The following is a 20,392-nucleotide window of genomic DNA, read 5'->3' on the forward strand; positions in this document are numbered from 1 at the left end:
GGGAAAACGGCCGCCTAGCGGCTGGCGTAGCGCTCGATGGTGCGCTTGTAGCTGCCCACGCCCGCGACGATGCCGTCGCACAGGTCGTCGAGGTAGGAGTCGGAGTCCAGCTTGCGCGCCTCGGTGGGGTTGGTGATGTAGCCCATCTCCACGAGGATGGCGGGCATCTTGGCGCCCATGAGCACGTAGAACGGGGCCTCGCGCTGGCGGCGGTCGTGCAGCGGGTAGGTCTTGCGCACGCTGCGCAGGATGCCGCCCTGCACGTCTCCCGCGAGGTCCTTGGACTCCTTGACCTTGGAGTTCAGCATGAGGTCCGTGAGGATGACCTGCAGGTCGCTGATGCGCTTGGCCGTGACCGCGTTCTCGCGCGCGGCCACGCGCACGGCGTCCTTGGTCTTGGCCAGGTTCAGGCTGTAGACCTCGAGCCCCTTGGCGCTCGAGTCGTCGGCCGCGTTGCAGTGCAGCGAGATGAAGAGGTCCGCCTTGCGCACGTTGGCCATGGCCGTGCGCTCCTCCAGCGGGATGAACTTGTCCGTGCTGCGCGTGTAGACGACGTGGAAGCCCCTGGCCTCGAGCTTGGCGCCCAGGATCTTGGCCGCGCGCAGGACCACGTTCTTCTCGTACAGTCCGCCCGCGCCGATGGCCCCGGAGTCCTTTCCGCCGTGGCCCGGGTCGATCATGATCGTGTCCACGGACAGGCCGAGCTGCTCGATGAGCGACTCGGAGTGCTTGCGCTGCGAGGGGCCGGGAGTGATGGGCTCGGGCTCGCGCGAGGAGGCCACGTTCATGGCGCCCTTGCCGGAGCGCGAGCGGGACCTGGACTTGGATCTGGAAGCGGATTCGCGGGCGCTCTTCGCGGACGTGGGCCCCGAGTCGCCCGAGGCCGCCGCGGTCACGGCCTTGGCGGGCTGGCCCTTGCGCGGGGCGTAGACGTCCACGACCACGCGGTAGGGGTCGTAGAGCTGGAACAGCTTGTAGTCCTGGAACTTGTTGAAATCGAGCACCACGCGGACCGTGTCCGGCGTGTTCTGGGCAGTGCGGATCTGCTTGAGGATGCCGTCGCGTACGGTCTTGTCCTGGGCCGAGGACTTGGAAAGGCCGGTGTCCAGGAGGTCGATGTAGAGGCGGTGCGGCGTGTCGGCGTCGGGATTCGCGGCCAGGAGCTGCCACTTGAAGCGCGCCTCGCCCGAGAGGTCGAGGACCACGCGGGTGTACTCGTCCGAGCTGTGCCAGCGCACGTGGTCCAGGGTCACGGAGCCGCCCTGGGAGGACGCGCCGGACGAGTCCGCCGCGGCGGCCGCGCCCGGGGCATCGCCGCCGTCCGAGTCGGAGGCCGAGGCGCCGCTCACGATGGACGCGGCGAGCGTGTCCGCGGCCTTGTCCGCGTCCTTCTTCCTGCCTGAGGACTTCGCGCCGGCCGCGGCGGGGGCCGCCCCCCCGGCATGCTTGGCGTCGATCTCGCGCAGCAGGGCCTGGGCCTTGGCGTGCATGTCGCCCTTGGTGTACTTGTGGTCCAGGATGAGCAGGTCGGCGTAGGCCCTGTCCGGCCTGTTCAGGTGGCGCAGGTTGATCTCGGCCTTGCGGTAGAGGCAGTCGTCCGCCCAGGGGTGGCTCGGGAAGCGCGAGACCATGCGCTGGAAGTAGTCGCAGGCGTTCTCGTAGTCCCCGGCCAGGCGCGAGCGCTGCCCCAGTTCCTCGTTGACCCGGCCCACGTAGTAGAGGGCCTTGGGCGCGAACGATCCGCCGGGATCGCTGGTATAGATATCCAGGAACTCCTTCTGCACCGCGAGCCATTCGGAGCGCTGCGCCGAGCGCTTCTTGCTCCTGTCCAGGGAATGGAAGTCCGTATAGGCGGTATTGAACTGGCGTTGCAGACTGGCGGCCCACAGGCCTCCGCACCACAAGAGCACGAGACCCAGGGTCATCAAAACGATGGATATGGCGTGACGTTTTCCGCGCATTACAGTCCGTGGTGCCGTATACTACTGCATGAACAAGCCACGGTACCTTTAAGCCGCCGATGCCCGCCGGTCAAGGGCGGACGGGCAAAAAAGCGGACCTCGCCCCGCCTGGCGGCCCCGTCCCCGAGCCGGGCGCACCCCCCCTGCAGCATTACTTCAGATATAGCTTTTACCGTGCATGCGCAGTGATTCATGGACAGACGCGGCCACGGTGCGTTGACAGAGCTGCCCCGAGGGCTTAGTCAGCTTCATGATTGACCACGAGTCACACATCCATGGCAAAGAATTTCGAACGTTTCACGCAGATAACTGAACACCTGAAGGCCCTGGGCCACAGGCTCACGCCGCAGCGCCTGGCCATTTTGCGCGTGCTGGCCGAGAGCCGTGGGCACCCCTCGGCCGAGCAGGTCTACGCCCGGCTGCGAGCCGATCACCCCTCCATGAGCCTGGCCACGGTCTACAAGACCATCGCCCTGCTCAAGCAGGCCGGGGAAGTCCTGGAGCTGCAGTTCAGCGACCGCGACAACCGCTACGACGGCAGCAGGCCCTACCCCCACCCGCATCTCATCTGCACCCGCTGCGGGGCCATCATGGACCCGGAGATTCCGGGACTGAACGACATGGCCGCGCGGCTGGCCGAACAGACGGGCTTCGCCGTGACCTCGCACCGGGTCGACTTCTTCGGCCTCTGCCCCAGGTGCCGGGCGGCCTCGACGCATCGGGGCGGCGGGAAGGCGAAGGACTCCTCTTCCGGCCGGTCGTAGTTACCGGCCCGAACCTTTCCCGGCCATACGACGAACGACCGGCGGACGCATGATCGCGCGCCCGCCGGCCGTGCTTGATTTTCTCGGACGCTCGAGGCGCCCTCGAGAGGCGGGGCTAGCGCGCCGCCCGCATGGCCAGGGAGAGGATGGACCAGCCCCAGAGAAGGGCCGCCGCCACGATGCCGGACGTCAGCCAAAGCGTAGGTCCGTGGATCGGGCGCTCCATGGTCCGTTCCCTGGCCCGACTCGCCGTATGCTGCTTCATGCCTCGCCTCCTTCCTTGCACCCCTGGGGCACGCCCCCGGGGACCACCAGAGTGAAGAGCGAGCCCTTTCCGGGCTCGCTCCTGACGACGATGTCTCCCCCCATCTCGCGCATGGTGCGCATGCTTCCGGCCAGGGCCAGGCCCGTGCCCGCGCCCTTGGTGGTGAAGAAGGGGGTGAAGAGCTTTTCCTGCTGATCGGCGGGGATGCCCGGACCGTGGTCCTCGACGCCGAGGAGGCAGGCCTTCTCCTCGCAGCGCGTGAAGACCCTGACCTCGCCGCCGGGCCGGGTCACGTCCAGGGCGTTCTGCAGAAGCTTGTCCAGGACCCAGACGACCTGTCCCTGGTCCACGAAGGCCGGGCAGCCGGTCGGGTCGAGGTCGCGCACCAGGCGCACGCGCCGCCCGGCCACGGAGGTCCACTCCTCGTCCAGATAGCGGCTCACGGCCAGATTCAGGTCCTCGGCCACCGGCGCGATGTGCCGCTTGGGCACGAAGGATTCCACGGTGGCCATGAGGATGCGCGCCCGTGCCATCTGCTGCGCGAACTCGGCGTCCAGGTCCTGCACGCCGAAGCCGCCCGCCTTGGCGTAGAGGCGTTCCATGGTGCGCACGAAATTCTGCAGGTCGAAGCTCAGGGCGCTGGCCGCCTGGCCCAGGGCCTGCAGCTTGTCCGCCTCTGCCTCCTCGGCCTGCTCCACGCGCTGGCGCTCGGCCAGCCAGCCGAGCAGCCCGGCCGCGAGGATGAAGACCGCCGTCTGCAATACGGCCACCAGGGGCGCGACATGATGAAAACCGACCACGACGAGGCCGAGAAGATAGAGGGCCGAGACCAGGAGCGCCACGGCAAGGCCGCTCCTGAAACCGAACCAGAACGCGGAGAGCAGGATGGGCACGAAATAGAGCTCGCGATGCACCATGTGCAGCCCGATCTCCCCGCCCACGTTGCCGAAGTGCAGCGCGGTGACCAGGACCACGGCGATCGCGATCACCGTCCAGCGTCTGAACCCGCCCGACTTCTGCTCCATGCCGCCCTCCTTCGGATGGTTCCTCGAGGTTGCTGCCTGTGCGTTCAGACGTAGCACGATAATTTTCCGCGCGGCAATGAGATTTCTTCTTTCCTTCAGCCCGTCGCGCACCTCGGAGGCGTTGCTCCGTCCCTGCGGGCACGGCGGCCGGAGGGAACGCCCGCCCCTCCGATCGCATGACCATACGCTCATACAGTCATGCGACTGGAGGAGGGCGAGATACCGCGCTAGTTGTTGCCCAGGCCGCCGCGTCCGTTGACGATGCCGAAGCCCGAGCCGGTCATGGGGCTGCGTGCCGGAGAGGCCGCGCCGCCCATGACGGTTCCCATGGACGAACCGGCGCCCATGTTCCCGTGGCCCATGCCCTCGTGGTTCATCGGCCGGTCCATGCCCGACCGGCCTCCGGACATGCCGCTCGCTCCGGAGCCGCCCGACATGCCCGAGCCCATCATGCCCGACATGCCGGACATACCGCTCATCTGCGAGCCCATGCCGCCTCCGCCCGTGCCGCCGCCCATGGCCAGCATCCGGCCTCCGCCCGTGTTACTCGAGGCCGCTCCCGCGGCCAGGACGCCGCCGAAGACCAGGGCCAGGGTGACGAGAACAACGGCTGCGATATTCCTGCTCATGCGCAAACTCCTTGTGGGGTCGCGGCAGGCGCGTCGTGCGCCCGCCCATGCCGTCCCCCTTGCAGCGGGGATGCCAACGCCGCATATTCAGACCGAAAGACTATGTTTTGCAGGGCGCTACACTCCCTCGCGCGCCCGGAAGTGTACGCGGACCAGGGGAAGAAATCCGTGAAACGGTGCAACCGCTTGCACACGCGGCTGCACATCTGTGCAGAGACGTTCCGCTTTTCCTGCCGGGTGGCCCTGGGCCGAAGCGTATGCTAGGCTGTCCGGTAACCTCGCCATGCGACAGGAGGAACGACGATGAAAAACGATACGAAGCACGGCAAGCAGGCCGGAAGCGATATGCCCGGCAAGGGACACGAAGCGGCCCACGGCGAAGACCGCAACGCAGGGCACGGCAAGGGACACGAGGCGGCCAGGGAGAGGGACACGGGCCAGGGCAAGGAAGGCCATGCGGGCCACGGGGATCACGGCGGTCACGGCGGTCACGGCGGACATGGAGGACATGGCGGTCACGGCGACCACCAGGACCACCACGCGCACATGGCGGCGGACTTCAAGCACCGCTTCCTGGTCTGCCTGGTCCTGACCGTGCCGGTCATGCTCCTCTCGCCCATGTTCAAGGAGCTGGTGGGGCTCGGCTCGTTCCTGCGCTTTTCCGGCGAGATGTGGCCGCTGCTGGCCGTGTCCACGGCCATCTTCGTCTACGGCGGCAAGCCCTTCCTCGCGGGACTCGTGAGCGAGGTCTCCGAGCGGCGGCCGGGCATGATGACCCTCATCGGCCTGGCCATCATCGTGGCCTTCGGCTACAGCGCCCTGGTCGTCCTCGGACTGCCGGGCCGGACCTTCTTCTGGGAGCTGGCGAGCCTCATCGACGTCATGCTGCTCGGCCACTTCATCGAGATGCGCTCCGTGCTCTCCGCCTCCTCGGCCCTCACGGAGTTGGCCAAGCTCATCCCGGGCGAGGCCCACCGCCTGGACGAGTCCGGCAACGCGCACGACGTTCCCGTGGAGGAGCTCGTGAAGGACGACCGCATCCTGGTGCGGCCGGGCGAGAAGGTCCCGGCCGACGGCGAGGTCGTCTCCGGGCAGTCCTCGGTCAGCGAGGCGCTGCTCACGGGCGAGGCCGTGCCCGTGCCCAAGAAGAAGGGCGACGAGGTCATCGGCGGCTCGGTCAACGGCGAGGGCTCGCTCACCGTGGCCATCACCCGCACGGGCGACGAGTCCTTCCTCTCCCAAGTGGTGACCATGGTGCGCACGGCCCAGGAGAGCAAGTCGCGCTCCCAGGAGCTGGCGGACCGCGCGGCCCTGTGGCTGACCATCGTGGCCCTGTCCGCCGGCGGCCTGACCATGGTCGTTTGGTGGGGCATCATCGGGAGCGCGTTCGTCTATGCGCTCGAGCGCACGGTCACCGTCATGGTCGTCACCTGCCCGCACGCCCTGGGGCTGGCCATGCCCTTGGTGGCGGCCGTGTCCACGGCCCTGGCCGCCAAGAACGGCTTCCTCATCCGCAACCGCTCGGCCTTCGAGCGGGCGCGCGCCCTGGGCGCGATCTGCTTCGACAAGACGGGCACCCTGACCATGGGCGAGTTCCGCGTGGCCCGCGTGACCCTTGCCGAGCACCCGACCGGGCCTTCGGCCGAGGCGGATGCCCGAACGGATGCCCGAACGGGTTCCGAAACGCAGGACGGCGAGACGCCCGGCGAGGACGCCGAAGAGGCCGGACCGAAGCCCCTGGACGAGGACGAGCTCCTGCGCCTGGCCGGGGCGGTGGAGGCCGAGTCCGAGCACCCCATCGCCGCGGGCGTGATGCGCTCGCTGGCCGACAGGGGGCTTGAGGCGTACCCGCGCGAGGAGTTCTCGGCCATCAAGGGCAAGGGCGCCAAGGCCCGCGTGCAGGGCCGCGAGGTGGCCGTGGTCAGCCGCGCCTTCCTCGAGGAGGAGGGCATCGAGCTGCCCGAGGCGCTCGCGCAGGGCGAGGGCCGCGGCCGCACCCTGGCTTACGTGGTGGTGGACGGCCGCCCCGCCGGGGTCCTGGCGCTGCAGGACTCGGTGCGCAAGAGCGCCCGCGAGGCGGTGCGCGTGCTGCGCTCCATGGGCATACGCTGCATCATGATCACGGGCGACAACGAGGAGACCGCGGCGCGGGTGGCCGAGGCCGTGGGGCTTGACGAGCACTTCGCCGAGGTCCTGCCCGGCGACAAGGCCGCAAAGGTCGAGGAGGTGCGCAAGCGCGGGCTGGTCACGGCCATGGTCGGGGACGGCATCAACGACGCGCCCGCCCTGGCCGCTGCGGACGTGGGCATCGCCATCGGCGCGGGCACGGACGTGGCCATGGAGACCGCGGACGTGGTCCTGGTGCGCTCCGACCCCGCGGACGTCCCGGCCATGGTGGCCCTGGCCCGGGCCACGCGCAAGAAGATGGTGCAGAACCTGTTCTGGGCCACGGGCTACAACGTCGTGGCCATCCCGCTCGCGGCCGGGGTGCTGGCCGGGCAGGGCATCGTCCTGAGCCCGGCGGCCGGGGCCGTGCTCATGTCCCTGTCCACGATCATCGTGGCCGTGAACGCGCGGCTCATGCGCATGCACCGGCCGGGCCGCCCGGATCGAGCAGACCGCGCGGACAGGCCCGAGCGCGCGGACGACGGGGACTAGCCGGGCCTAGCCCTCGCGCCGCGGCCCCTTGTAGGCCAGGGCCAGGACCGTGATGTCGTCCGCCTGGTCCGCGCCGTGCGCAAAGGCCCTGACCTCGTCGAGCAGGACCGTGCACAGCCGCCGCGGCTCGGCCGGGCCGGTGCGGTGCACGGTCTCGAGCAGCCGCTCGTTGCCGAAGAGCGCGCCCCTGGCGTCCTGGGCCTCGTTCACGCCGTCGGTGTAGGCCACCAGCACGTCGCCCCGATCCAGGAACAGCCGCTCGCTCGGATAGGCGAGGCCCGGAATGACGCCCATGGCCGTGCCCGGCGGCAGCTCCACGAAGGAGGTCCTGCCGTCCGCGCGCACCAGGACCGGGTAGTTGTGGCCCGCGTTGGCGTAGACCAGCTCGCCGGTCCTGAAATCCAGCACCGCGCAGAACATGGTCACGAAGAGCATGGCGTCGTTGTCCTCGGCCAGCTCGTCGTTGACCTTGGCCAGGATCAGGCCCGGGTCGCTGTCCTGCTCCGCGATGCCCTTGACCAGGGTCTTGCTCACGGCCATGAACAGCGCCGCGGGCACGCCCTTGCCCGAGACGTCGCCCACCAGGATGAAGAGGCGGTTCTCGTCCAGCAGGAAGAAGTCGTAGAGGTCGCCGCCCACCTCGTAGGCCGGGGTCAGCAGGGCGTGCAGCTCGAAGGCCTCGATCTCCGGGAAGGGCGGGAAGCGCTTGGGCAGGAAGCTCATCTGGATGTTGCGCGCGATCTTCAGCTCCGACTCCATGCGCTCCTTGGCCTTGGTCGTCTCCGTGAGGTTGGCGATGTACTCCTTGAGCGCCAGCCGCATCTCGTCGAAGGAGCGGGTGAGCTCGCCCACCTCGTCGCCGCGCCTGACCACGGGCAGGTCCACGTCCAGGTTGCCGCGCGCGATCTCCGCGCTCGTGCGCGCGAGGTTGCGGATGGGCCGAGTGATGGTGGCGGCGATGAGGATCACGAAGCCGAGCAGGGCCGTGAAGCCGCAGACGCCTATGACCACCACGTCGCGGTGCAGCTTGTAGAGATCCGCGAAGAGGTCCTTTTCCGGGATCACGAGCCCCAGGCTCCAGCCCACGCCCGGCAGGGGCGCGTAGTAGATCCACACGGGCTTGCCCAGGGCCGCGCCGCCGAGCCGCGCGAAGCCCTGGCCCCCGCGCACCATGTCCTTGCCCACGTCGCGCAGGGCCTGGTCGTGCATGGCCTCGGCCAGGCTGAAGATGCTCTCGCGCATGATCAGGCGGCGTTCCGGATGGGAGACGATGCGGCCGTTGCGGCTGATGAGGAAGGCGTAGCCGGAGATGTCCGGGTGCAGGGCCGCGACCGCGCGCTGCAGCTCGTCCAGGGCCAGGTCCACCGTGACCACCCCGGCGAAGGAGCGCGCCCCGGCGGGGCCTCGCCGCACGGGCACGGCGAAGGTGGCCATGAGCGTGTCGCCGCCGGATTCGTCGTAGAAGGGCTCGCTCCACTGCGGGCTGCCCAGATACTTGGGCAGCATGTACCAGTCCATGAGCGAATAGTCGTAGTCCGCGCCGAGCGGCGTGCGGGCCACGCTGCCGTTCTTGCGGCAGAAGTAGGCGGACGCCCTGGACCTGCCGTCGCCCGACGCGCCGGGATCGAGGAAGAGGCCGCCTCCGTACGCCTCGGGGGCGGATTCGAGAAAGTCCTTCATCATGGCCTGGGCGGCGGGAACGTCGAGGCTTCCGTTGGAGAGCCCGGCGGCCGCGGCCAGGGGCACGGACTGCAGGCCGTGCAGGGTCTCCTCGAGCTTGCTCACCGTGGCCCGGGTCAGGCTCTGCGCGGAGATGCGCACGTTCTTCAGGAGCAGCGCGCGCGACTTCTGGTAGTTGTAGCCGAAGGCCACGGCGAAGATGACGCCGGTGGCGGCGAGGACCAGCCCCGCCAGGCGGATGGCCAGCCCCGGGCCGTGCCTGTGCTCAGCGGCAGTCGGCATGGAACTCTCCGTATTGCGGCGCGGTGTGGATGAGCCCGCCCTGTTCGAGGGCCTGGACCACCGCGTCGTAGGCCTGCTCGTCGAGGATGCCGACGCCCTCCTGTCCGCCCTGCCCGCCGGGGCCCTTCCGGTTCTCCACCGTCTGGCCCGCACCCGTCTGGCCCGCACCCGTCTGGCCCGCACCCTCGGGCAGGATCACCTGCCGCAGGTGGTCGAACATCCATTCCTGGTGCACGCGGTTGGTGGGCAGGTTGGCCGCGTTGACGTAGCTCATGACGATGTCCAGGGCCTCGCGCGGGTGGGCGAAGGCCCACAGCCAGCCCTCGATGGAGGCGCGCACGAAGGCGCGGCAGACCTCGGGCCGCTTCTCCCAGGTGGACTTCAGGCAGTAGATGCCGTCCTCCGGGAAGTCGAGTCCGGCCGAGGCCATGTCGAAGACCGTGAGCTGGTCCGGGTCGTAGCCCGCGTCGAGGATGGCGTGGTACTCGTTGTAGCGCATGGCGGAGCAGGCGGCCACGCCGCCGCGCAGGAAGAGGTCCACGGTGAAGCCCTGGGGCACGTCCTTCACCTTCACGTGGTGCGCGGCGAAGAAGAGGTGCGGCTGGATGCGGAACTCCTCGTTCCACATGCTCACGCGCTTGCCCTCGAGGTCCTCGGGCCTTTCGATGCCCTGCGACTTCTTGGCCACCAGGAGCAGCGAGCCGCGGCGCACGATCTGGGCCAGGTTGACCAGGGAGCGGCCCGTGTCCCGCTCCTTGTCCGAGATGATCAGCGCCCGGGCCAGGAACATGGTCCCGAAGTCGGCCTCTCCCCGGTTCAGGAGCTCGGAGGGCGGGCGCGAGGGGCCGCCGCGCAGGATGGTCACGTCCAGCCCCCGGTCGCGGTAGAAGCCCTGGCGCAGGGCGCAGTAGTAGCCCGCGAACTGGGCCTGGGGTTCCCATTGCGGGATGAAGGTCACCGGGACCAGGCGGCCGGACTGCGCCTGCGCCGCCACGCACGGCAGGGCGGCCCACAGCAGGCAGCCCGCCAGGCAGCAGAACAGGCAGAAGAACAGGCGGCAGCAGGGTCCGCCCAGGCCGCCGGAAAAAATGACGGCCGAGACCGTGCGCCGACCCTTGCGGCCTTGTCCGCGCGAGGCCTCCGCACTTCCCCTGCCCGTTTGTCGCTCCATCTCCCTCCGTCCTCCTGTTCGCGCCCGTTCAGCGGGTGAAGCGCAATTCGGCCTCGGTGCCGCCCGACGCCGAGGAAAAACTGATCGTGCCGCGCAGTTGCGCGGCCAGTCCGGCCACGAGCTGCATGCCGAGCGAGCCGCCCGTGGCCGCGTCGAAGTCCTGCGGCAGGCCGACCCCGTCGTCGTGCACCACGATGACCACCGCATCCTCTTCCTCGCGCGCCGTGACCCGCACCCGGCCCTGCCTGCCCCCGGGGAAGGCGTGCTTGAGCGCGTTGGTCAGGAGTTCGCTGAGGAGGAGCCCGAGCGGCACGGCCTGCTCGATGGAAAGCTCCAGCGGCGGACAGTCGCACTCGAAGGCGATGGACCTGCCCCCGGCCAGCCCCGCGACCAGGCGGCGGCCGATCTGCTCGATCTGCTCGTCCATGCGGATGCCCGCCAGGTTCTCGGAGCGGTAGAGCTGGTCGTGCACCGAGGCCATGGCCGCGATGCGGTCGCGGCTCTGGCGCAGGAGGTCCTGGAGCACGGGGTCGCGGTGGCTGTCCGCCTGGAGCATGAGCAGGGAGGAGACGATCTGCAGGTTGTTCTTCACCCGGTGGTGGATCTCCCTGAGCATGATCTCCTTCTCGAGCAGGGCGGCCTTCAGCTGCTCCTCGTAGCGCACGCGGGCGCTTATGTCCTCGGAGAGGATGTACAGCGACTCGACCCTGCCGTCCGCCCCCCTGCGGGGAACGTAGCGGGTGCGCGCGTCGACGCGCTGCCCGTCCGGCATGGTGTAGCGGGTCTCGAAATCGAGCTCCTCGCCCGCGAGCGCCCGCGCTATGCGTTCCACCGCCTGCCTGCCGAAATCTCCCGGGAACATCTCGTCCGCCGTGTGTCCCACGACCTGGTCCAGGGAGAGCCCGGACCAGCGCGTGAACTGCCGGTTGACGAACTGGTAGCGGCCGTCCGGACCGAGATGGGCGATGAGCACGGGCAGGCTCTCGGCCAGAAGACGCAGGCTCTCCTTGCTCTCGCGCAGCGCGCCCTCGGCCCGCGTGCGCTCCTCCACCTCCTGGCGCAGCGCCGCGTTGGTCTGCATGAGCTCCTCGAAGGCGCTGCCGATCTCGCCCCGCAGGTCGCTGATGGCCGTGGCCAGCTCGGCCAGCTCGTCGCGCCCCCCGCTCGGCGAGACCGGGATCTCCGGCATGGGGTCGTCCCCGCCCCGGTAGTCCATGCTCCGCGTGTAGTCGGCCATGGCCCGAAGCGGGCGGGCCACCATGCGGTAGAAGAGAAAGAAGACGAGGATGGCGAGAAAGAGGGTCTGGGCGGACTGCTGGACCATGGAGTTGACCACCGCGGCGCGCAGCCTGCGGTGCATCTCGTTCAGGTCCGCGACCACGCGCAGGGAGCCGATGGTCTCTGTCTGGCCGCGCGAGACATGGGTCAGGGTGTAGACGCGCTCGATGGTGGTCCCGGACTCGGGGCTCTCGCCCACGGCCACCACCACCCGGCCGCGCTCCATGACCTCGGCGTAGCATACGTCCGGCAGGGCCACCACGCCCATTATCTGGGCGCGCAGGAGGTCGTCGTTGGCCATCCACAGGCTGCCCGCGATGCCCGGGAGGTGGCCGGTGCGGATCTCGTCCAGCCGCGCCTCCACGTCGTGCTCTTCCTGCGTGTAGGCGAGGTAGACCTGCACGCAGCTCTGGACCAGGATGAGCACGCATCCGGCGGTGAGGATGGCCAGCGCCATGCGCCGCGCCACGCCGCTGAAGACGCCGCCGCTCCCGTTGCCGTCCTGCGCCGCGGACATGGTCAGGGGGCCCCGGCGCCCGAAGCACGAAGGAAATTTTTCACAAGGACGCGCCCGGGCGCGCCGACGGCTGCGATCAGCATGTCCCTGTCCCCTACCCCTTGGAACGTTCCGGCCGGACGCGGCCGCCGGGACCGGCGGCGAAGCGCGCGGACATGGCCTAGGTATTCATCAAAGCATATCGCCTCGATGGCGCAGGGGCAAACAAAATAAGCGCTCCCCGGCGCCCGCGGGACAGGCCCCGCCTTGCTCCGGAAACGCTCTGCTGCTAGCCTGCGCCATGCCCGTGCGCACGCCCCTCTCCGCCCCCTCCCCGGCCGCGCTGCCGGGCCGCCTCAGGCGGCGCCTCTTCCTCTATTTCGCGGCGGCCCTCCTGGCCCTGGCCGCGGGCGTGGCCGCGGCCACCATCATCCCCCTGCTCGGGCACCTCGAGCACGCCGAGGAGGCCGGGCTGTCGCACGCGGCAGAGACCCGCGCCCTGGCCGTGGGCGAATGGTACCGCCGGGCCGAGGACCTGGCGCGGCAGATCACCAGCCGCAGCCAGATCCGCGACGCCCTGGCCGACCTCGCGGCCGGGCGCACGACGCGCGAGCGCTTCGCGGCCTTCACCCGGCCCAAGCTCATGGACGCCATGGACCAGTCCGGCGAGGTCGTGGGCATCACCCGGCTGGACCGCGAGGGCGAGCCCCTGGTCTCCTGCGGGGTGGACATCCCGCGCTCGGCCTGGCGCATCCCGCCCCTGGGCTCGGACGAGGCCCTGGCCTCGCCCCCCCTGCGCATAGGAAACCGCCTGTGCATCGTGGTCGCGGCGCCGATCCTCGAGCGGGAGGGCGACGGCAACGGCGAACGCCTGGGCACGGACCTCGTGGCCGTGGACATGGCCGTGCTGCGCGAGAAGGTCATCCGCCCGCTGGGCAAGGACGACGCGAGCCGCCTGGCCCTGGCCTGCCTCGCCGGGGAGCGGGTGCGCGTCTTCCTGCCCGAGCCGGACGGGGCCGCGCCGCCTCCCTCCGAGGTCACGCAGCGGGCGCTGGGCCTGGCCCTTTCCGGCCGCTCGGGCGTGCTCTCCTCGCCCGGCGACGTGGCCGCCTACACCCCGGTGGCGGGCACAAACTGGGCGCTCGCGGTCACGGCCGACGGCCGCAGGCTCTATGCCCCGGTGCGCGCCGAGATCGCGACCATCCTCGGCACCACCGCAGCCATCTACCTGCTCTGCCTGCTCGGCTTCGGCATCCTGCTGCGGCCGCTGGCCGGGCGCATGCTGCTGCAGGCGGACGAACTCGCGGCCGTGGTCGAGGAGCGCACGCACCGCCTGAAGAACGAACTTGCGGCCCGCACGGCCGCGGAAAAGGCCCTGAAGCAGGCCCGCGACGAGCTCGAGAAGCGCGTGGCCGAGCGCACGGCGAGGCTCGAGCGGGCCAACGCCGAGTTGCGCGCCCTGCACGCGCGCCTCAGCGGCGAGTACGAGGAGCGCAAGGCCTTGTCCAAGGAGCTCATCAACCTGCTCGAGGGCGTGCGCCTGGACGTCTCGCGCGACCTGCACGACCACACGGGCCAGCTCCTGACCACGCTGCGCCTGCACCTGAAGTCCGCCCTGCAGGCCATGCCCGCGCCCGCGAAAAAGGACGCGGAGGAAGGCGGGAGCGCGCCGGGCGACGGCGCGGCCTGCCGGGCGCAGCTCGAGTCCGCGGCCGAGAAGGTCGACCAGGTGCAGCGCGAGATCAAGACCATCGCCCGGGGGCTTCGGCCCGACACCCTGGACTACCTCGGCCTCGTGCCCTCGCTCGAGGCCCTGCTCGACGAGCAGCGCGCCTCCTCCGGGCTCGCCGTGCACTTCTTCCACAACGACGTGCCCGCCCGCTTCGACCGCGACAAGGAGCTGGCCCTCTACCGCATCGCCCAGGAGGCCCTGTCCAACGTCGTCCGCCACGCCCGCGCGGCCTCGGTGCACGTGAACCTGGTGCTGCGCGGAAAGACCCTCTCCCTGTCCGTGGAGGACGACGGCGCGGGCTTCGACATGGCGGCGCGCGCGGCCGGTCCGGGCAAGGCCCCGGTGAGCCTCGGCCTGACGCTGATGCGCGAGCGCATGGTCCAGATCGGCGGCTCGCTGAGCGTGGAATCCGCGCCCGGGCAGGGCACGCACGTCGTGGCCGAGGTGGAGCTGTGAGGCCCGCGGCCGCCCCGGACGCCCCTATCTTGCGGACGCCCCCCGCCCGCCGTACAAGGAACCAATGAACGCCCAAGCCTCGCGCCCCTGCCGCGTGCTCATCGTGGACGACCACCAGGTGGTCATCGGCGGCATCAGGAGCCTGCTCGCCTCCGTGCCGGGCATCGAGGTCGCGGGCGAGGCCACCTCGGGCGAGCAGGCCGTGGAGCTGGCGGAAAAGCTCCATCCCGACATCGCCATCATGGACATCTCCATGCCGCGCATGAACGGCGTGGAGGCCACGGTGGCCATCCGCCAGGTCTCGCCGACCACGGACATCGTCATCTACACCATGCACTCGGACCAGCGCTTCATCCTGGAGCTCTTCAAGGCGGGCATCTCCGGCCACGTGCTCAAGGAGAACGACCCGGCCGACCTCGTGCGCGCCGTGGAGACGGTGCGCGACGGCGGCACCTACTTCACCACCGTCACCCCGCAGATGCTCCTGCGTCGGCTCGACCCGGAGCCCGAGGACGGCGCCGACGCCCTCTCCCGGCTGAGCCCGCGCGAGATGGAAGTCTTCCGGCTCCTGGCCGACGGCGCGGCCGTGAAGGAGATCGCGGGGAGGCTGTGCATCAGCCCGAAGACCGTGGAGACGCACAAGTACAACATCATGGAGAAGCTGAAGGCCCGCACCCAGGCCGACCTGACCAAGCTGGCCATCCGGCACCGCGTCATCAAGGCCTGAGGCCGCCTCCCCGCCCTCCTCCCGTCCCTGCTCAGGATTTTCCCGAGCCCGTCCGCCCTCCCCCGGTCACGCGTCCGTCAAAATCAGGGACCTCCTGATGGCGCGCGCCGCGCATCCGGCGCATTGTCTGTCCGGAAAAGGAAAAATCCCGCAACGAGAGGCTTCGGCCAAAGGGAGAGGCCATGGACAGGAGATCGTTCGTGAAGTTGTTCTGCCTGGGCAGCGCGGCGGTGGGCACGCTCGCCGCGCGCGACGTCCTGGCGGCGGAGACGGGCGCGGGCCCGCGCTACGCCATGCTCGTGGACCTGCGCCGCTGCGTGGGCTGCCAGTCGTGCACCGTGTCCTGCGCCGTTGAGAACAGGGCGCCGCTCGGCTCGTTCCGCACCACGGTGGGCGAGTACGCCATCGCGGACACCGCGGGCGGCCGGACCTGGATCGCCACCCTGCCGCGCCTGTGCAACCACTGCGCCGAGCCAGCCTGCACTCCGGTCTGCCCGGTGCACGCCACCTACCAGCGCAAGGACGGCATCGTGGTCATAGACGCCACGAAATGCCTGGGCTGCGGCTTCTGCGTGCAGGCCTGCCCCTACGGCGCGCGCTTCCTGAACCGCGAGACGCGCACCGCGGACAAGTGCACCTTCTGCGAGCACCGCCTGGCCGCCGGGCTCCTGCCCGCGTGCGTGGAGAGCTGCGTGGGCGGGGCCAGGATCTTCGGCGACCTGAACGACCCCCAAAGCCTGATCCACCGCACCCTGGCCGAGCACAAGGCCGAGGTGGCCGTGCTCTATCCCGAGAAGAAGACCAAGCCCTCGGTCTACTACCTGAACCTCGACGCCTTCTTCGCCAGCGCGGCCGACGTCGCCGCGCCCATGGCCGCGAGGGAGCTTACCGCAGGAGGCAGCCATGCCTAGCGCCGCAGTCATCGAACTGGCGAACGTGGTGCCCGCGCCCGTCTGGAGCGCCTGGGAGCCCCTGGCCCTGTCCATGCTCACCTCGGGCGCGGCGGCCCTGCTCCTGGCCTGCCTGGCCGCGCTCCCCGGGAAGGGGAGCGCATCCCCGGAAGCCCAGCGGCCCCTCGCCCTCGCGGCGCTCTGCGCCGGGCTCGCAGGACAGGCGGCGCTCTTCGTCTCCCTGGAGCAGCCCCTGCGCGCCTACGAGTTCTTCCTGACCCCCTCGTCCACCTCCTGGACCGCGCTCGGCGCCTACATGGTGCCGCTCTTCCTCCTGGCCGCCCTGCTCGCCGTGGTCCTCACGCGGCGCGGGCCGGGCCTGCCGCGAGCCTTCGCAGCCGCGGCGGTCCTGCCCGCTGCCGGGGTCTTCGTCTACGCCACGAACGAGATCATGGCCTGCGTGGGCCGTGCCCTGTGGACCGGCCCCCTGACGCCCCTCGTCTTCCTCGCCGCCGGGCTCGCGGGCGGGGCGGGGCTTTCGTGCGCGCACGCCGCGCTGGCCGGGAATGCCCGCGCCGCAAGGCCGCTCGGCCTGCTGGCCGCGCTCGGCGCCCTGCTCTGCGCCCTGCTGGCCTTCCTGCTCTTTGCGCCCGGAGGCTTCGCCGCCTACACGGACGGCTGGTGGCACGCGCCCGAGGTCCTCTGCCTGATCGCCGCGGCCGCCGCCACGGTCGTGCTCCTCGCCGGGCTCGAGAGCTCGCCGCTCTTCGGCGCCCTGGCCGGGATCGCGGGGCTCCTCGCCTCCCTGCTGCTCTTCTGGAAGCTCATCGCCATGGGCCAGTCCTTCGCGCGCAACGCCTCCACCTTCTCGGACGGCGCGGCCTTCCTGGACATCCTCTCGGGCCGGGCGCTGCTGGCCATGGCGGGCACGGCCGGACTGCTCCTGGCCCTCGGCGTCCTGGTGCCCGCCCTGCTGCCCGTCCGCATCCCGGCCCGCATCCCGGACGGCATGAACGACGACTCGTCCGCCACCTAAGGAGCCGACGCCATGAGCACGAAGAAGAACACAGCGCACGACGCGAACGGAAAGGACGCCATGGACCGGACGAAACGGAACCTCCTGAAGAAGGGCGCGGCCGCGGCCGGGCTCGGCGTGTTCGCCGCCGCCGCGGCCGGAGCGGGCATGCGGCTCGTAAACGGCCTCTCGCGCGGCACCTCGGGCGAGACGGTGGCCGATCCCGTGGCCAAGAACGCACTCCGGCCGGAGTACACGGCCTCGCCGGACGGCGGCGTGGCCCTGGGCGAGGGCCGGCGCGTGGCCTTCAACCAGTGCTGGGGCTGCACCACGTTCTGCGGCGTGCGCCTGCACATCGACGAGGCCACGGACACGGTGGTGCGCGTGGCGGGCAACCCCTACAACCCGCTCTCGCAGGAACGCCACTTCCCCATGTCCATGCCGGTCGCGGAGACGCTTGCGCGCCTCTCGGCCGTGAAGGACGCGGGCCAGGCCGGGCGCTCCACGGTCTGCGGCCGCGGCGCGGCCATGATCGACGCCATCGACAACCCCTTCCGCATCACCCATTGCCTGAAGCGCGTGGGCAAACGCGGCGAGGGCAAGTGGACGCGCATCCCCTTCGAGCAGCTGGTGGCGGAGGTCGTGGAGGGCGGCGACCTCTTCGGCGAGGGCCACGTGGACGGGCTGCGGGCCATCCGCGAGGCCAAGGGCCCGGCCAACCCGGAGATGCCGGAGTTCGGCCCCCAGCAAAACCGCCTGCTCCTGACCTACGCCGTGGACGACGGCCGCTCGGAGTTCTTCTTCAAACGCTTCGGCATGCAGTCCTTCGGCACCAAGAGCTTCGGCAAGCACGGCGCCTACTGCGGCCTGTCGTTTCGCATCGGCTCCGGCCTCTTCATGGACGACCTCAAGGGCTACAAGCACATCAAGCCGGACTTCGAGAACTGCGAGTTCGCCCTCTTCTGGGGCACCGCGCCCTCGCAGGCGGGCAACCCCTACAAGCGCTCGGCGCGCTTCCTGGCCTCCCGCCGCACGGACGGCAAGCTCCGCTACGCCGTCGTGGACCCGGTGCTGCGCATGCCCGCGTCGAGCGCGGCGCGCGAGCGCGCCCGCTGGGTGCCCATAAGGCCCGGCATGGACTCGGCCCTGGCCATGGCCATGATGCGCTGGATCTTCGCCAACGAGCGCTACGACGAAAACTTCCTCTCGCGTCCCACCCTGCAGGCGGCCGAGGCCGCGGGCGAGGCGGGCTTTTGCAACGCCACGCATCTCGTGCAGCTCACGGGCAAGGGCGCGGGCAGGCTCCTGCGCGCCGCGGACCTGGGGCTGGCCTCAGCGGCCAAGCCCCAGGCCGCACCGGGCGCCAAGCCGGACGACGACGCCGACGACAGCCCCGTGGTCATGGTCGTGGCCCAGGGCGGGCCCGACGACGGCCGCCTCGTCCCGGCCGCGCGCTGCGGCCGCGCCGCGCTCTTCTATCGCGGCGAGGTGAAGCTCCCCGGCGGCGAGAGCGTCGAGGTGGCCACGGCGCTGCAGCTGCTGCGCGAGGAGGCGGACGGCCGGGAGACGGAGGAGTACGCCGCGCTCTGCGGCGTGCCCGTGGAGACCATCGAGGCGCTGGCCCGGGAGCTGACCGCGCACGGCAAGCGCGCGGCCGTGGACGTGCACGGCGGCATGATGAGCACCTCGGGCATGAACGCCACCTTCACGGTGCTGACGCTGAACACGCTCATCGGGAACATCAACGCCAAGGGCGGCATCTCGGCCACGGCGGGCAACTTCCACGGCCCGGCGGCCAAGGGACCGCGCTACGACCTCTCGAGCTTCCCGGGAGAGGTACAGGCCAAGGGCTTCCCGGCCATCCGCTGCCGCGCGCCCTACCAGAAGTCCACGGAGTTCAAGAAGAAGGTCGCGGCCGGGCGGAACCCCTACCCGTCGGAGTATCCCTGGTACCCGCTGACCCCGCCCAACATGCCCGCCGAGCACCTGCTGGCCCACGCCAACGGCTCGCCCTTCACCTACAAGTGCTGGATCAACTGGACCGGCAACGTGCTCTACGGCCACGGCGGCCTGAAGCGCGCCGTCAAGAAGCATCTGGCGGACCCGAAGAGCCTGCCGCTCATCGTGGGCATAGACACCTTCCACAACGAGACCAACGCCTTTGCCGACTATCTGGTGCCCGACCCGTGCATGTACGAGGTCTGGGGCGGCTTCTCCGGGGCGTGGTCCGGCGTGCTGACCAAGATGTCCACGGCCCGCTGGCCCGCCATCGCGCCGCGCCAGGAGAAGGCCGCCTCCGGCGAGCCCGTGAGCATGGAGCTCTTCCTCATCGAGGCGGCCAGGCGCATGGGGCTGCCCGGCTTCGGCGACAACGCCATCCCCGGCGCGGACGGCGCGCTCCATCCGCTGAACACGCCGCAGGACTACTACCTGCGCCTCGCGGCCAACGTGGCCTGGTTCAAGGGCGAGGTGCTGCCCGCGCCCTCTGACGAGGACGTGAAGCTCTCGGGCATCTCCCGCATCCTGCCGGACATCGCGCGCGTCCTGCCCGCCGAGGAGCGGGGGCCCGTGGCCTGCATCTACAGCCGGGGCGGACGTTTCGCGCCCTACGGCGCGTCCTACGAGGGCGAGCGGCTCAAGGCACGCTGGCGGCGGCCGCTGCAGATCTACAACGAGGACGCCGGGACCGCGGTCAACTCGCAGACCGGCAAGCGCTACTCGGGCACGGCCTGCTTCAAGGAGCCCCTGCTCACGGACGGCCGCCCGCTGCGCGCGGTCTGGAGCGAGAAGGACTATCCCCTGCTCATGACCTCGTTCAAGTCGAACCTGATCAACTCCTACTCCGTGATCTCCAGGCGGCTGCTCACGATCAAGCCCGTGAACATGGTCATGCTGCACGAGTCGGACGCAAAGAGGCTCGGCGTCTCCCACGGCGACCTCGTGCGCATCGTGAGCCCGGCCGCGAGCGCAGAGGCCCGCGTGGTCGTGGGCGACGTGGTCATGCCCGGCGTCATCGCCGTGGAGCACGGCTTCGGCCACACGGCGCTCGGGGCGCAGGACGTGACCGTGGACGGCAGGACCATCCGCGCCGAGCGGGCCGCGGCCTCGGGCTTCAGCCTCAACGACCTGGTCCCGTCCGACCCCACGCGCAAGGGCGCCTCGACCCTGGTGGAGCACGAAAGCGGCTGCTCCGCGCGCCAGGGCATCCCGGTCAGGGTGGAGAAGATCTAGCCAAGAATATCACGCGCGAGCGCAAGGCGATGTTGCCGAAAGCCCCGGACGGGAACGTCCGGGGCTTTTTTTCCGCCATCCGCTCGCCTCGGGGTGGGCCACACTCCGGTCAGGTGTGCACGGGTCCAGCCA

General features: G+C 70.3%; 14 protein-coding genes. 7 read left to right on the plus strand and 7 right to left on the minus strand.

The genetic code is table 11. The features are described 5' to 3' along the window. Positions 1–14 precede the first annotated feature (14 nt). On the minus strand, positions 15–1,961 hold the full coding sequence (locus DSX2_RS01045; RefSeq protein WP_020879168.1) for an N-acetylmuramoyl-L-alanine amidase: 1,947 nt from the start codon (positions 1,959–1,961) through the stop codon (positions 15–17). 275 nt (positions 1,962–2,236) lie between these two features. Here DSX2_RS01045 and DSX2_RS01050 point away from each other — a divergent pair, with 275 nt between their 5' ends. Further along, a complete protein-coding gene (locus DSX2_RS01050) occupies positions 2,237–2,725 on the plus strand; it encodes a Fur family transcriptional regulator (RefSeq protein ID WP_020879169.1) in 489 nt (162 codons plus the stop codon). A 115-nt stretch (positions 2,726–2,840) separates the two neighbouring features. On the opposite strand, the gene DSX2_RS18495 is transcribed toward DSX2_RS01050, so the two are convergent. From DSX2_RS18495 to DSX2_RS01060, 3 genes are all read right to left on the minus strand, one after another. Beyond that, a complete protein-coding gene (locus DSX2_RS18495) occupies positions 2,841–2,990 on the minus strand; it encodes a hypothetical protein (protein WP_020879170.1) in 150 nt (49 codons plus the stop codon). Beyond that, positions 2,987–4,015, minus strand: a complete 1,029-nt coding sequence (locus DSX2_RS01055; RefSeq protein ID WP_020879171.1) for an ATP-binding protein — start codon at positions 4,013–4,015, stop codon at positions 2,987–2,989. The genes DSX2_RS18495 and DSX2_RS01055 overlap by 4 nt, the downstream gene beginning before the upstream one ends. Positions 4,016–4,242: 227 nt before the next feature. Continuing rightward, positions 4,243–4,644, minus strand: a complete 402-nt coding sequence (locus tag DSX2_RS01060; RefSeq protein WP_020879172.1) for a hypothetical protein — start codon at positions 4,642–4,644, stop codon at positions 4,243–4,245. Positions 4,645–4,947: 303 nt separating this feature from the next. On the opposite strand from DSX2_RS01060, the gene DSX2_RS01065 reads away from it, so the two are divergent. After that, on the plus strand, positions 4,948–7,302 hold the full coding sequence (locus DSX2_RS01065; RefSeq protein WP_020879173.1) for an HAD-IC family P-type ATPase: 2,355 nt from the start codon (positions 4,948–4,950) through the stop codon (positions 7,300–7,302). A gap of 6 nt (positions 7,303–7,308) precedes the next feature. Here the strand turns inward: DSX2_RS01065 and DSX2_RS01070 are convergent, their stop codons facing one another. From DSX2_RS01070 to DSX2_RS18880, 3 genes are read right to left on the minus strand one after another with little or no spacing between them, the layout of a single operon-like run. Next, complete coding sequence (locus tag DSX2_RS01070) at positions 7,309–9,264, minus strand: SpoIIE family protein phosphatase (RefSeq protein WP_020879174.1); 1,956 nt, start codon at positions 9,262–9,264, stop codon at positions 7,309–7,311. Next, positions 9,248–10,435 (minus strand): ABC transporter substrate-binding protein, encoded by a 1,188-nt coding sequence (locus tag DSX2_RS01075; RefSeq protein WP_020879175.1) that lies wholly within the window; start codon positions 10,433–10,435, stop codon positions 9,248–9,250. The genes DSX2_RS01070 and DSX2_RS01075 overlap by 17 nt, the downstream gene beginning before the upstream one ends. Positions 10,436–10,463: 28 nt before the next feature. Beyond that, entirely contained in the window at positions 10,464–12,230 is a 1,767-nt protein-coding gene (locus DSX2_RS18880) for a histidine kinase dimerization/phosphoacceptor domain -containing protein (protein ID WP_020879176.1), read from the minus strand. A 280-nt stretch (positions 12,231–12,510) separates the two neighbouring features. Here DSX2_RS18880 and DSX2_RS01085 point away from each other — a divergent pair, with 280 nt between their 5' ends. The 5 genes from DSX2_RS01085 to DSX2_RS01105 all read left to right on the plus strand — a co-directional run bounded on the left by DSX2_RS01085 (position 12,511) and on the right by DSX2_RS01105 (position 20,260). After that, positions 12,511–14,397, plus strand: coding sequence for an ATP-binding protein (locus tag DSX2_RS01085; RefSeq protein WP_020879177.1), 1,887 nt, complete (start codon positions 12,511–12,513; stop codon positions 14,395–14,397). Between the two features lie 64 nt (positions 14,398–14,461). Beyond that, complete coding sequence (locus DSX2_RS01090) at positions 14,462–15,124, plus strand: response regulator transcription factor (RefSeq protein WP_020879178.1); 663 nt, start codon at positions 14,462–14,464, stop codon at positions 15,122–15,124. Positions 15,125–15,306: 182 nt separating this feature from the next. Then, positions 15,307–16,035 (plus strand): 4Fe-4S dicluster domain-containing protein, encoded by a 729-nt coding sequence (locus tag DSX2_RS01095; RefSeq protein ID WP_035040038.1) that lies wholly within the window; start codon positions 15,307–15,309, stop codon positions 16,033–16,035. Beyond that, complete coding sequence (locus tag DSX2_RS01100) at positions 16,028–17,050, plus strand: polysulfide reductase NrfD (protein WP_020879180.1); 1,023 nt, start codon at positions 16,028–16,030, stop codon at positions 17,048–17,050. The genes DSX2_RS01095 and DSX2_RS01100 overlap by 8 nt, the downstream gene beginning before the upstream one ends. A 12-nt stretch (positions 17,051–17,062) precedes the next feature. Then, positions 17,063–20,260 (plus strand): molybdopterin dinucleotide binding domain-containing protein, encoded by a 3,198-nt coding sequence (locus DSX2_RS01105; protein ID WP_020879181.1) that lies wholly within the window; start codon positions 17,063–17,065, stop codon positions 20,258–20,260. Positions 20,261–20,392: the final 132 nt, after the last annotated feature.

It is taken from the genome of Desulfovibrio sp. X2 (assembly GCF_000422205.1).
In the GTDB taxonomy this organism is placed as follows: Bacteria; Desulfobacterota; Desulfovibrionia; order Desulfovibrionales; family Desulfovibrionaceae; genus Alkalidesulfovibrio.